The sequence below is a fragment of the Haloarcula litorea genome (assembly GCF_029338195.1).
GTDB lineage: Archaea > Halobacteriota > Halobacteria > Halobacteriales > Haloarculaceae > Haloarcula > Haloarcula litorea.
In genome coordinates, this window is the sequence record NZ_CP119779.1 from 1,949,945 (window position 1) to 1,962,972 (window position 13,028).

General features: G+C 64.3%; 9 protein-coding genes. 4 read left to right on the forward strand and 5 right to left on the reverse strand.

Features of this window, described 5'->3' with window-relative positions:
* Window positions 1-670: 670 nt before the first annotated feature.
* From P0592_RS10480 to P0592_RS10490, 3 genes are all read right to left on the reverse strand, one after another.
* Window positions 671-2,185 carry an aldehyde dehydrogenase family protein gene (locus tag P0592_RS10480; protein WP_276270835.1) on the reverse strand — a complete coding sequence of 505 codons (1,515 nt, stop codon included), beginning with the start codon at window positions 2,183-2,185 and terminating at the stop codon, window positions 671-673.
* A 3-nt stretch (window positions 2,186-2,188) separates the two neighbouring features.
* Window positions 2,189-3,253 carry a zinc-dependent alcohol dehydrogenase family protein gene (locus P0592_RS10485; RefSeq protein ID WP_276270836.1) on the reverse strand — a complete coding sequence of 355 codons (1,065 nt, stop codon included), beginning with the start codon at window positions 3,251-3,253 and terminating at the stop codon, window positions 2,189-2,191.
* A gap of 135 nt (window positions 3,254-3,388) precedes the next feature.
* Window positions 3,389-4,183: an IclR family transcriptional regulator gene (locus P0592_RS10490; protein ID WP_276270837.1), complete on the reverse strand. Its 795-nt coding sequence runs from the start codon at window positions 4,181-4,183 to the stop codon at window positions 3,389-3,391.
* Window positions 4,184-4,646: 463 nt separating this feature from the next.
* On the opposite strand from P0592_RS10490, the gene P0592_RS10495 reads away from it, so the two are divergent.
* Window positions 4,647-5,897: an MgtC/SapB family protein gene (locus P0592_RS10495; protein WP_276270838.1), complete on the forward strand. Its 1,251-nt coding sequence runs from the start codon at window positions 4,647-4,649 to the stop codon at window positions 5,895-5,897.
* Between the two features lie 72 nt (window positions 5,898-5,969).
* Here the strand turns inward: P0592_RS10495 and P0592_RS10500 are convergent, their stop codons facing one another.
* Window positions 5,970-7,145 (reverse strand): ABC transporter ATP-binding protein, encoded by a 1,176-nt coding sequence (locus P0592_RS10500; protein ID WP_276273931.1) that lies wholly within the window; start codon window positions 7,143-7,145, stop codon window positions 5,970-5,972.
* Window positions 7,146-7,452: 307 nt separating this feature from the next.
* On the opposite strand from P0592_RS10500, the gene P0592_RS10505 reads away from it, so the two are divergent.
* Genes P0592_RS10505 through P0592_RS10515 form a run of 3 tightly spaced genes read left to right on the forward strand, consistent with a single transcriptional unit; the run spans window position 7,453 to window position 10,672 of the window.
* Window positions 7,453-8,847 (forward strand): ABC transporter substrate-binding protein, encoded by a 1,395-nt coding sequence (locus P0592_RS10505; protein ID WP_276270840.1) that lies wholly within the window; start codon window positions 7,453-7,455, stop codon window positions 8,845-8,847.
* 54 nt (window positions 8,848-8,901) lie between these two features.
* The gene (locus P0592_RS10510; RefSeq protein ID WP_276270841.1) at window positions 8,902-9,792 is read left to right on the forward strand and encodes a carbohydrate ABC transporter permease; all 891 of its coding nucleotides are present in this window, start codon (window positions 8,902-8,904) and stop codon (window positions 9,790-9,792) included.
* 1 nt (window position 9,793) lies between these two features.
* Window positions 9,794-10,672, forward strand: coding sequence for a carbohydrate ABC transporter permease (locus P0592_RS10515; RefSeq protein ID WP_276270842.1), 879 nt, complete (start codon window positions 9,794-9,796; stop codon window positions 10,670-10,672).
* 703 nt (window positions 10,673-11,375) lie between these two features.
* Here P0592_RS10515 and P0592_RS10520 read toward each other — a convergent pair.
* Window positions 11,376-12,827, reverse strand: a complete 1,452-nt coding sequence (locus P0592_RS10520) for a sulfatase family protein (RefSeq protein WP_276270843.1) — start codon at window positions 12,825-12,827, stop codon at window positions 11,376-11,378.
* Between the last annotated feature and the right edge of the window lie 201 nt (window positions 12,828-13,028).

The window sequence follows — 13,028 nt, forward strand, 5'->3', positions numbered from 1 at the left end:
AACGAATATAAAATTTAGCAATTAGAGAGAAAATTTTACGAGGGTATCGACACTCGATCGGGCGGTACGACCGGTCACCAGCTCGGCGAGTGTTTCGGGGCTCGCATCTCCGGCTCGGTATGGGCCGGATCGGTGTGGCACTCGGGGTCTCGCACGACCCGCGGTGGACCGACACGCTTCGCGGCCGTGGTGAATCTCCCCCCTCCGAGCGGCCCCAGTCTGTCTCGTCACTGGCGAGCCGCAACGATCACCGCATCACGAGAGGCACAAACATAAGAAATAAATTTATAACATAAATTTTATACTAATGGAGTACGTCACCGTACGATAGTCAACGGTAGTCCGGACGGCCACAGACGCGGTAAAAGAATTAAAGAAAAATAGGAATAAAGTTTAAAATACTTTTTAAACAGAAATAAAGTGAAAATATATTAAAAATACAGTTATATAAATAAAATCGAAAAGCTACGGCGAGACCGAATACACTCTCTCAGACATACACGGGCAACTAGAAATCACAAATGTCTGTCTTATCTGTCTTAATACGCTAGAAACGACATTAATGGCGGTTCCCGACGAGTCGTCCGCGTGGTGGTGAGTCGTCGGGTACCCACCACTCCGTGGACGACGGTCCGGGAGCGTGTCGAGTGAAGCCCGGTTCGACTGCCGACTACAGCTCCGGTTCGTCGATGTTCACGTACACTGTCTTCGTCTGCTGGTAGTGATCCACCGCGGCCTCGCCGAGGTCACGGCCGATACCCGACTGTTTGAACCCGCCGTACGGTCCCTCCGGCCTGATCGGACCGTACGCGTTCACGTAGATGATCCCCGCGTCGATGTCCCGGACGGCGGCGTGAACCCGGTCTGTCGACTCCGTCACGATCCCGCCCGCGAGGCCGTAGTCGGTCGCGTTCGCGAGCGCGATCGCCTCGTCGTAGGACTCGAACGCCTGCACCGTCTGGACCGGTCCGAAGATCTCCTCCTGCGCGATCCGCATCTCGTTCTCGACGTCGGTGAACACGGCGGGTTCGACGAAGTACCCGTCGGCCAGCGCGCCCTCGTCGGGAACACCGCCGCCAGTGGCCAGCGTCGCCCCTTGGTTCCGTCCGATCTCCACGTACTCGGTGACGGTCTCGAGCTGCTGGGCGTTCGTCAGCGGACCGAGTGTCGTCCCCTCGACCAGCGGGTCGCCGAGCGTGTACGACTCCGCACGGGAGACGAGCCGATCGACGAACTCGTCGTGGACGTCCTCGTGGACGATCACCCGAGACAGCGCATCGCAGATCTCGCCCGTGCTGTAGTAGACACCGTTGGCCGCGGCGGCCACGGCGGTGTCGATGTCCGCGTCCGGGAACACGATGAGGGGGGACTTCCCGCCCAGTTCGAGCGTGACGGGCGCGATCCGTTCCGCCGCCGCCCGCATCACTTCGCTTCCGACCTCCCCACTGCCGGTGAACGAGAGCTTCCTGACGTCGTCGTGCTCTGTCAGTGCTGCCCCCGTCTTTCGACCCGTCCCGGTGACGACGTTTATCACCCCGTCGGGGAAGATCTCGGTCGCCAACTGCGCCATCCTGACCGTCGTGAGTGGAGCGTGTGCCGACGGCTTCAGCACCGAGCAGTTACCGGCCGCCAGTGCCGGTCCGAGCTTCCACGCCGCGGCCCAGGAGGGGAAGTTCCAGGGCGTGACCTGCCCGACGACGCCGAACGGCTCCATCCGGGTGTACATGTGCAGGTCGTTCCCGGCGGGGATCTGCTGTCCGCTCTGTGTCCGTGCGACCGACGCGTAGTACTCCAGCGTACTGATCGCCCCGTCGACTTCCGCTTGGGCCTCCGCCCGGGGCTTTCCGGTGTCCAGACACTCCAACAGCGAGAGCTCGTCGCGGTGGGCCTCCAGCGTCTCGACCCAGTCTGCCAGTCGCTGTGCCCGATCCGTCGGCGTCGTCTCGGCCCACGTCCGTTCGAACGCCTCCCACGCGGTCTCGACGGCCCGGTCCACCATCGCACTGTCACAGACGGACACCGTCGTGATCGGCTCGCCGACGACAGGATCGACGGTCGGCGTCGACTCCTCGGCGGAGACCGATTCGCCGCCGATCCAGGGCTCGATCTCGACGCCGTCGAGCGCGTCGCTGTGTGCTTTGGAGTGGCGGTCCCGGACCGAGTCTCGGGTTTCGGGTGCGCTCATCGCTCAGGCGAACTCGTTCACAACGGGGATGCCGACGGTCTCGTAGTCGGTCATCGCCGCCAGTTCGTCGTTGACCCCTTCGAGATCGATCCGGTCCGTGATGACCGCCCCGGGATCGAGCTTCCCGTTCTCGACCATCCGGAACATCTCCCCGTACTTCGACGGCGGCAGCCCGCTCGACCCGTTGACCTGGATCTCGTTCATGACGATCGTGTCGGTCGGGAGGGGGTTGTATCCCCGCTGCTCTTTCGTCGTCAGCCCGATCTGGACGTGACGGCCCCGGGTCCGAAGCGACTCGATCGCGTTCTGACAGGTCTCCTCGATCCCGAGCGCGTCCAGCGAGACGTGTGCCCCGCCGTTCGTGATGTCCCGGACTTCCGCGACCGGATCGTCGACCTCGGACGCGTTGACGGTCTCGATGGCTCCCAGCTCCTCTGCCATCTCCAGCTTCTCGTCCATCAGGTCGACGCCGATGACGTTGCCACCCAGTGCGTCGGCGATGTGGACCGCCGAGAGTCCGATGCCGCCGAGTCCCTGGACGACGACGTACTCGCCTCGACTCACGTCCGCCTGGTGGGCCATCCCCCGATACGATGTCATGAAGCGGCACCCCATCCCGGCGACTTCGACGGGATCGACGCTGTCCGGGAGCTTCACGGCGTTGATGTCGGCGTTCGGAATGGGGACCTCCTCCGCGAAGGCTCCCGGCGCGCCCTTCTGGAAGCCCAACCCGAGGTGGTTCTCACACAGGTTCTCGTAGCCGACGCGGCACTCGTGACAGTGTCCGCAGGCGAAGTTGAACGGGATCGCCACCCGGTCGCCCTCCGTGACGGTCTCGACGTCGTCGCCGACCTCGATGACGGTCCCGGACGGTTCGTGTCCGAGAATGTGACCCTTGGGTGGCCTGTAGTCGAACCACTCCCAGTTGCCGACCCAGCCGTGCCAGTCGCTCCGACAGACGCCGCACGCGTCGACGCTGGCGACGACCCCGTCGGCGTCCGGCTCGGGACGGTCCACGTCTTCGATCGCCAGCGGCTCCTCGTACTCCTCGAGCACTGCTGCTCTCATAACGTATCCGCTGATGGAGGCAGGTGATAAAATGTTTTCGCCGGTGAACGCGGGCAGTGGTGGGTGCCTGCCGGCCGGTCGTCGGCCCCGCTCCCGTTCCGGACGCTCGGCCGACGGCGGCGGATCCCGGGCCGCTCACTCGAGTTTGGCCTCCAGGTCCGCGGCGACCTCCGTGAGCGTGCGCGGGATCTCCTCCTCCAGGACCGCACCGTCCATCCGATAGATCGGGCCGGACACGCTGAGTGCCCCGATCACGCTGCCGTCCGGTCTCCGGACCGTCTTCCCGATGCTGCGCATCCCCTCCGCGTACCCCCGCGAATCGACCGCGTAGCCTCGCTCCCGGATCTCGGCGAGTTCGTCGTAGAGCGCGTCGCGGCTCGTGATCGTGTACTCGGTCCGGGCCGGAAGCCCCCAGCGATCGATGATCTCTTCGACACGGGACCGCGGGTACGTCGCCAGGATCGCCAGGCCGGACGCGGTCGCGTGCATCCGGTAGTACGAACCGATCCGGGCCCGGTACTCCTTCGAGGGACCGCTCGAAGCGGTGTCGTCGTACTTCGCCCACTTGTGGTAGGACTCCGCGATGGTGATGATTCGGCCCCGATCCGGGGCCACGAAGTCGCACTCCTCCTGTGTCTGCTCGGCCAGCGTCGCGATCGCACTCTTGATGTGTGGGTGGCCGGGCCAGCGGCTCCGCGCGTGTTCCCCGAGGTTCAACAGCGCCAGCCCGACGTGGTACGTCTCCCCCTGTTTCGTCAGTAGCCCACGCTCCCGCAGCGTCGTCAGGTGCTTGTACGCGGTACTCTTCGCGACGTCGAACTCGGTGCTCACGTCCCGCAACGTCACTCCGTCGCGATCGGCGGCGAGTTCGAGGACGTCGAGCGACTGTTGTGTCGTCTCGATAGTGTGATCGGTTTCTGATCGGGTCATACCGGAACCGAGTGTCCAAGCGATCATAATGGTTTCGTAGAACCGAACCCACCTCGAGGGCGAGGCCACCAGACCAGCCACCCACGTTCCAGCGCACCGCTCCGTCGATCGTAGTTTCCCTATGCGAAACTCGACCGGGCCAGAGGCGTCACCGCGACCCGAATATATCAAAAGTACGTCTGTTATATTCCGGCCCGAAACGCGATATCTTAAATAATCGATAATTATGTACACCGCCCTCCGTGTGAACCGTTACCGGGACAGACTACCCGATCGACACTTATCGGTTCGGGTGAGCGAAACCGAGCTGCGGGGCTGACGGTTCTGCCCGGGAGATATCCGTCCTGTCGAGGTACACAAAATTTATCAGTTCTTGTTTCACAACTCGACACGTAATCCCGTCGTACATCCGCTGTACAGCGGAATCGCCACCGTCGACTACCCAGTTTCGATCCGGGACCGGATGACCCAGTTCACTGTCAGCCCGCACGTCACGGACCTGTTCGTCGCGGCCGCGTTAGGGCTGTTGCTCGGGTTGGAACGGGAGTGGTCGGAGAAGTCAGCCGGGATCAGGACGTTCACACTGACGAGCCTGATCGGCGCTGGTGCGGCTTCGATCGGTAGCACCGGCCTGCTCGTCCTCGGTGGCGGTCTCGTGTTGGTTCAGAGCCTTCTGCTCGGGACCCGCGGCCTGCTCTCGACGATCGACTCGACCGGCCCGAGCGACGGCCTCGCTCTGACGACGTCGACGTCGCTTCTGGTCGCATACACCGCCGGAATCGTGGTCGGACGCGGACGTCTCCTGCTCGGGGTCGTCATCGCGATCACGGGATCGTTCCTGCTGGTCCTCCGGCGAGAACTCCACAGTTTCGCACAGGAGCTCTCACACGAGGAGATCAGGAGCGCGGCGGAGTTCGCTATCATCGCCTTCGTCGTCTATCCGCTGTTGCCCACCGACAGCTACGGCCCGTGGGGCGCTGTCGACCTCCGACTGATCTGGACGCTCGTCATCGCCGTCAGCGCTATGGGGTTCGTGAACTACGTGCTGATGCAGCGGTACGGAGGCCGGGGGCTCGTCCTGACCGGGTTCTTCGGTGGCCTCGTGAACTCGACGGCAGTGATCGGCGAGATCGCGGGTCGCGTCGAGCGCCACCCCGGGCTATCCGGTGTCGCCGTCGGTACGATACTGCTCGCCGACGCGGCGATGGCCGTTCGGAACGCTATCATCGTGCTCCTGTTCCTGCCGGACGCGTTCGTCAGTGCCCTCCTTCCGCTGGGGTGTATCGCGGTCGGTGGCACCGGTATCGCGCTGGCTGGCGGGGGCTGGCAGCGCGAACTCGACGTCGACTTCGATTCGCCGTTCAGCACCGCGAACGCACTCAAGTTCGGACTTCTGTTCGTCGTCGTCCTCGTGTTGTCAGCCGGTGCACAGGCCGAATTTGGGACCGCGGGCTTCCTCCTGACGAGTTTCCTGAGCGGGGTCGTCTCGAGCGGGACGACCACGACGACGGCGGTGACACTCGCGACGACGGGCCAGGTATCCCCGACGGTCGCGGTCCAGGGAGTCCTGATCGGAACGTTCGCCAGCATCCTCGTCAAGGTCGGTCTCGCCGCCAGCATCGACCGGGCACTACTCAGGCCCGTCTTCGTCCGGTCGCTCTGTCTCGTCGCCTTCGGGGCCGCCGGGATCGCCGTCAGTCTCTCCGTGTTCTGAAGCGGTCGCCGACCGGTTCCCACGCCGCTCGGGGAGGTCCGACCGCGACAGACTCCGTCGGTGCAACGACGCTCACTCGTCGGTCGTCCGCACGGCGGTCTGGACGACGTCGTCCCCGTTGGAGTGGTACACGCTCTCACCGGTCTCCGGGTGGAACAGGTGGAGCTTTCCGGGCGCAGCCGCCAGCGACAGCTGATCGCCCTTCCTCGTCTCCGTGTGCGGTTCGACCTGTACGACCACCTCCCGGTCGGCCAGCGAGCCGTATATGAGCATCACGTCGCCGAGCGGCTCGGTCATCTCGACGTCGAGTTCGATCGGCGTCGTGTGTGTGTGGTCGATACTGTCGACCGGGTGGAGATCCTCGGGCCGAACCCCCAGCACGAACCGGTCGGTAGTTCCCGTATCGAGGTCGCGGTCGGGGAGTACGATCCCGAACGTCTCGCGACTGTCGACCGGACCCCGAGCGACCTGCTCGCCGTCCTCCGATCGAACGGTGACCGGCAGGAAGTTCATCTGCGGGCTCCCGATGAACTCCGCGACGAACTGGTTCTGCGGGAGGTCGTACAGCCGCTGTGGGGGGTCCACCTGCTGTAGCTCTCCGTCGTCGAGTACCACGACCCTGTCGCCGAGGGTCATCGCCTCCGTCTGATCGTGGGTCACGTAGACGGTCGTCGTCTGCACCTCGTCGTGCAACGCCGCCAGCTCCGCCCGCATCTCGACCCGGAGCTTCGCGTCCAGATTGGAGAGCGGCTCGTCCAGCAGGAGCACGTCCGGGTCCCTGACCAGCGCCCGCCCGATCGCGACCCGCTGTCGCTCGCCGCCGGAAAGCTGTCCCGGTTTTCGCTCGAGGTAGTCCGAGATACCCAGTGTCTCGGCGGCCTCTTCGACGCGGCGCTCGATCTCGGCGTCGGAGTAGTCGCCGGCGGAGTTCATCCCGAAACTCATGTTCCGGGCGACGCTCATGTGCGGGTAGAGCGCGTAGTTCTGGAACACCATCGCTACGTTTCGGTCCTTCGGCTCTACCCCGTTCATCCGGTCACCGTCGAACCGCAACTCACCGCCGGTTATGTCTTCGAGCCCCGCGATCATTCGCAGCGTCGTGCTCTTTCCGCACCCGCTCGGCCCGACGATGACCAGAAACTCACCGGGTTCGATCTCCAGATCGAGATCCTCGACGGCGGTGAGGTCGTCGTACCGCTTCTGTAGCCCGTCGAGCGTGATCGGTTTCGGTTCCTCGTCAGCGCTCATGGTCGGTAGACTCTGGCGATGTACATTTATTTGTATCGCCCGAGCGCCGCGAGACCGCCGCGCGATACGAACTGCATCGAGGGTGTACTCCCGTCGCATCCCTCGTGTGAACACACAGTTAGCGGGGGCTTCCGGAGCCGACAGGGCGTCCCGTGGCGAGCCGACACCTCCGTCCCGCGGCCCGGGACGCGGTGTTCCGCTCGGACACCGGTTCTATCGAACCGTCTATACCTATCCGCAGTGGTATGTACACCTACCGAAAACTATGATAAAAGTTTAATAACTTGCCTCCGCTCGAAGGGAACGTATGGTGAGAGATACCTATCGACGCGACTTTATTCGGGGTGCCGGAGCGGCAACAATTATCGGCCTCGCCGGCTGCGGAGGTGACGGATCGGCCGGTGACGGTGGTGGTGGGGACGGTGAGAGCACCAGCGGCGACGGTGGCGGTTCGACCGGCGGTACGACGAGCGGAACCACCACGATCGAGTTCTGGCCGGCGTGGGGCAGCTACTACGAGGAGACGTTCAACGAGATGGTCAGCGACTTCGAGTCGAACCACGACGTCGAAGTCGAGATGTCGCTCCAGGGCAACTACGTCGACGCCCAGAAGGCGGTCTTCTCCGCTGCGAAGGCGGGGAACGCTCCCGACATCGCTCACCTGGGAAAGAACAGCACGATCATCGCCCGCGACACGGGCTACTTCAAGCCGATCGGGGACCTCATGCCCGATCTGGACACGAGTCAGTACCTCGGACCAGCGATCGGCTGGAGCACCGTCGAGGGGAAGCTCTGGTCCCTGCCGTTCAACAACTCACAGATCATCCTGTACTACAACAAGAACCACTTCAGGGAGGCCGGACTCGACCCGGAGCAGCCACCTCGGACCTTCCAAGAGGTCAAGGAGTACTCACAGCAGATCGTCGACGCCGGGGTCGCTGACAAGGGGATCACGTGGCCGAACGTGGCGTGGTGGACGATGAGCTGGCTGTCGGAGCAAAACCAGCTGTTCTGCGACCAAGAGAACGGCCTCTCCGGGGAGCCGACAGAGACGTTCCTGGCCAGCGACGCCGCCGAGACGATGTTCGACTGGTGGGTCAACGATATGTCGGACCTCTACCACTACCCCGGGAAGGACGACTGGGGAGCCTCGGAGGCGGCGTTCACCGACGGCACGGCGTCGATGCACATGAACTCCTCGGGCGGGTTGGCGTACCTGCTTAGCGGCTTCCGAGAGAAGGGGATCGACGTGGGCGTCGGCCGTATCCCGACGCCGAATATGGAACACGGTGGCCACAGCACCGGCGGGGCCGCGGTCTGGGTGACCGATCAGGACCGGAGCGATGCCAAGCAGGCCGCGATCAGGGAGTTCCTGAAGAGTATGACCGGTCCGGAGAAACAGTCCCTGTACTTCAAGAACACCGGCTACTTCCCCTCACACGAGGGGTCGATCACACAGCTCAACGAGGAGGGCTTCTTCGAGGACAACCCCCTCTACGACACGGCCTTCAATCAGCTCCAGCAGTGGGAGCCGTCCCCGGCGACCAAGGGAATCTTTATGGGCACGCTCCCCCGTACGACGGACGTGATCATCAACCAGACGGATCGTATGTGGCAGGGGAAATCGGTGAGCCAGGGGCTCGCCGATATGAAATCGGAGGCCGACCAGATGCTGGAGTCGTACGAGCGAGTCTCGTACTGACACGTGATTCACACGGGTCGTATTATGTGGGTTCCAACGGCGGAGGCCTGACGGATGCAAGTCTATCAGAACCGACTCCAGGGCACGCTGCTGTTGCTGCCGACGATCGTCGTCAGCATCGCGTTCTTCTACTGGCCGGCCTGGAAGACGTTCCGACTGAGCCGTGTCAGGACGATCGGTGGCGTCCAGAAGATCCCCAACGGCTGGGAACACTTCACGTCACTCGCCACCAGCGGCGCGTTCCACTACTCCGTGGCAGCCAGCTTCGCGTTCGCGATCATCGTCGTTGTCGGATCTATGATAATTGGACTGTATCTGTCATATCTCATCTACGAAGTGTCTACCGGACAGACGGTGTACCTGGTCGCCGCGATATTCACCTACGCGCTCTCGTTCGCGGTGGCCGCGAACATCATGGACGTGCTGTTCAATCCGACGGTCGGGCTGTTCAAGGAGTTTCTCGTGGGAGTGACCGGGCTCGTCGGGGTCGACTTCACGTTCGATTACACCACGAACCCGGTCTGGGCCTGGATGTTCGCAACCGGGGCGACGATGTGGAAGATGATCGGCTACAACGTGATCTTCATGATCGCCGCTCTCAGCGGCATCCCCGAGTCGATCAACGAGACCGCGAGGCTGGACGGCGTCGGTACCCTGCGGATGGTCACGCGCGTCTACGTCCCGATGATATCGCCGACGCTCGGCTTCCTCGCGATCGTCAACACCGTGAACGCCTTCTTCCTCCCGTTCCCGGTCATCCAGGAGATCTCCGGCGGTCCCAGAAATACACTCAATATTATGATTTACGACATCTGGCAGACGTACAACAACAGCGTCATCGGGCTCGCCTCGGCGAAGTCGCTCGTGCTGTTCGCCATCATCGGACTACTCACGGCGCTCCAGCTGTGGCTGTCCGACCGATTCGCCCACTACGGGGGGACCTGAGATGGCCGGCAGCGAACGATCTCTCGGGGAGTGGGTCGATCGCTCCCTGGACGTCGAGTCGTACAAACGGGGCGTCTTCCGGCGACCCCTGTTGCACGGTGCGCTGATCGGTTCGCTCCTCGTGATGCTCCTGCCGGTCGTCATGACGCTGTTGATGAGCACGCAGCCGAGCGTTCAGATCAGCAGTAGCACGCTCACCGGCGTCGGGTCCGAGGGCCTCAGCAACTACGAGGCCGTCCTCTTCGAGGAGAACTTCGCGACGTACCTAGTCAACTCCTTCGTCATGGCCCTCGCCGTCGCCGTCGGGAAAGTCGGCATCGCCCTGCTGGCCGCCCTGGCCCTGGTGTACTACGATCTGCCGTTCAAACGGCTGATCCTGCTGTTCATCCTGTTCACGCTGGCACTCCCCGTCCCGGTCCGTATCGTCCCGATGTACGAGATTATGGTCTCTCTCGACTGGGAGAACTCGATGCTGGGACTGGTCACGCCGTACTTCGCCAGCGCGACCTCCGTGCTCCTGTTGCGGCAACACTTCCGATCCATCTCGGCGTCGATGGTCGAAAGCGCGAAACTGGACGGCGTCGGTCCGCTGAAGTTCCTGGTCTACGTGCTGATCCCGATGTCGAGAAGTATGATCGCGGGGCTGTTCGCGATCGCGTTCATCTGGGGCTGGAATCAGTACCTGTGGCCGCTGATCATCATCAACGACCAGTCCAAGCAGGTCCTCCAAGTCGGGCTCGCACAGCTCAATCCCCAGGCCGGTGAGGCCCTCTGGGGGCTGATTATGGCGGGCGCGGTGATCACCCTCCTCGTGCCCCTGCTGCTGATGATCACGCTCCGCGAACCGCTCCTCGACACCGTCAGTATGCAGACCAAGTGAGAGCGGGTCGACACACCCCCGCTCTCGTTTCTCTCCCGGACAGCGACACCGCGGCGCGGTCGCGTCCGGTGGCGTCCCGGCTCGGCGTGACAGGCCGAACGACTGTAAAAAGTAAAGAAAACGGTAGGAGTAGAGAAATATAAGAATAGTGCTATAAAAACGAGGAGCTCGCTCACGAACGAGTCTGAATCGACGGTCTGCCGTGATAACGCGAGCAAATCAAACGTCTGACTGAGAAGCGGGTCGATACCGAACACGACGAAGTGAAAATAGCTCATCAGGTGAAATACGGAAGTACCACCAGAGCCGCTGGCGGGGTCGCCCCTCCAGCGTTTCCTACGCTACCAGCCGTCAGTATATGCGACACGTCGGGCGCGAGTGCCGTAGACGCCGGCCGTTCGCCGTCCCGCTTCGGAGAGCAGGTCTGCCTGCGAGAAGTATAATTAAGTCTACTGTATAATAAATTCTATATATCGGGGTCTACTGGCACTTGCACCGGCGCACCGGGGACGCGCTCGGAGCGGTGAGCCGTGACGAACGCGTCTCCCCGACGCCGACGACTGCCGCCCGGAGCGAGCGCACTCACCCCTCCGTGGGAGTCCGAGCGGGGGTTCCGACGGGCGGCCGTAGAGCCGGGCCGCCAGCACCGACCAGAGAGGGGTTCTTCAGACCCTGGTCGGCGACCCGGCGCTCCGGCGGCCACTCACCAGTCGCCGGTCCGCTCTGGAAGCGGGTCGACGGTCCCGGCCATCCGGTCGGCGAGCGTCCCCAGCAGTCGCGTCTTCGCCTCGGCGTACTCCGGGTCCCCCCAGCGGTTCTGTCGCTCCGCGGGGTCGGCGTCGAGGTCGTACAGCTCGCCGTCGTCGGTGCCGTGGTGGGCGACGAGCTTGTACCGGTCGGTCCGGGCCATCGTCGCGTGGACGGGCGGATCGGTGTGACGCTGTGAGGCGTCGTAGAACTCGCAGTAGACGGAGTCGCGGTGCGCCCCGGCGTCCCCGTCCGCCCGGAGGCGCGGCCACAGCGAGCGGCCCTGCATCCCCGTGGTCCGCTCCAGCCCGGCCGCGTCCGCGAGCGTCGGCGCGAGGTCGGCCAGCTCCACCAGGTCGTCGACGACGGCCCCCTCGCGGACGGTCCCGGGCTGGGAGACGAGCAGCGGCACCCGAACCGCCGGCTCGTAGAAGTACGGCCCCTTCTTGTAGATCCCGTGGTCGCCCAGCATCTCGCCGTGGTCGGAGGTGAACACGACGAGGGTGTCCTCGCGCTGGCCGGTCGCGTCGAGCTCGGCCAGGAGCCGGCCCACTTGGTCGTCGACGAAGTCGATCATCGCGTAGTAGGCGGCCCGGACGAGGCGGTGCTCGTCGTCGTCCATCGTCGCTCCCTCCAGCCGGCCGGTGTGAGCGGCCTCGCGTTGGACGCCGGGCTTGTCGTCGAGTTCGCCGCGCTCGTAGTTCGGCAGCGCGAGGTCGTCCAGCCGGCCGACGTACTTCTCCAGGTACGCCGCCGGCGGGTCGAACGGGTGGTGGGGGTCGAAGTAGTTCAGCGAGAACAGCCACGGGTGGTCGGCCTCGGCCCCGGTCCGGACGTACTCGATCGCGCGGTCGGTACACCACGTCGTCTGGTGGCTGTCGGGCGGCATCGACGTCTCGACGTAGGAGGACCCCTCGAAGGGGGTCCGCTCGAAGGACTCGCCCCGGCCCCGGAGCCACTGGCGGTACTGGTTGTCCGGCGAGTCGTCGCCGGGCATCGGCGACCAGTGGACGGTGCCGTAGCCGTCGTCGAGCCGGCGGGCGGGCTCGCGGGCGGTGGCGTCGGTCTCGTCCTCGGGGTTGGTCGGCGAGAGGTGGAGTTTCCCGGCCAGGCCACAGCGGTAGCCGGATGTGGCGAGCCGACTCGTCACGAGCGGCTCGTCGCGGGGCATCGGCTGGCCGTTCTGCCGGCAGCCGGTCGTCCGCGGGTACCGCCCGGTCAGCATACTGGCGCGACTGGGCGTACAGACCGGGGACTGGCAGTAGGTCCGCTCGAAGCGGACGCCGTCGCTCGCCAGCGCGTCGAGGTGAGGCGTGTCGATATGGGCCGCCCCGTAACAGCCCAGCGTGTCCCAGCGCTGCTGGTCGGTACAGATCCAGAGGACGTTCGGCGGCTGGTCGGCGGGCACGAGTCACCGCGCCTCCCGCCGCCACCTTGGACACTGGCCGGGCTCGGGGAGCCGGTCGACGGTGTGCATAGCGGCGTGTCGAGCGGGACCGGCCTAAGCGTTGGTCCACGGCGGCGCGTGGTTCGCGGCAGGGTCTCGACCGGCGTGTGCCGGCCCCAGTGGCGCTCTCGGGCCGCTCGCGCTCGCGTGAGCCACGCGCTA

Bases quoted from the DNA above. Each gene is read 5' to 3' on its own strand.
- P0592_RS10480 (WP_276270835.1), bottom strand. From the start codon at position 2,185: ATGAGCGCACCCGAAACCCGAGACTCGGTCCGGGACCGCCACTCCAAA.
- P0592_RS10485 (WP_276270836.1), bottom strand. From the start codon at position 3,253: ATGAGAGCAGCAGTGCTCGAGGAGTACGAGGAGCCGCTGGCGATCGAA.
- P0592_RS10490 (WP_276270837.1), bottom strand. From the start codon at position 4,183: ATGACCCGATCAGAAACCGATCACACTATCGAGACGACACAACAGTCG.
- P0592_RS10495 (WP_276270838.1), top strand. From the start codon at position 4,647: ATGACCCAGTTCACTGTCAGCCCGCACGTCACGGACCTGTTCGTCGCG.
- P0592_RS10500 (WP_276273931.1), bottom strand. From the start codon at position 7,145: ATGAGCGCTGACGAGGAACCGAAACCGATCACGCTCGACGGGCTACAG.
- P0592_RS10505 (WP_276270840.1), top strand. From the start codon at position 7,453: ATGGTGAGAGATACCTATCGACGCGACTTTATTCGGGGTGCCGGAGCG.
- P0592_RS10510 (WP_276270841.1), top strand. From the start codon at position 8,902: ATGCAAGTCTATCAGAACCGACTCCAGGGCACGCTGCTGTTGCTGCCG.
- P0592_RS10515 (WP_276270842.1), top strand. From the start codon at position 9,794: ATGGCCGGCAGCGAACGATCTCTCGGGGAGTGGGTCGATCGCTCCCTG.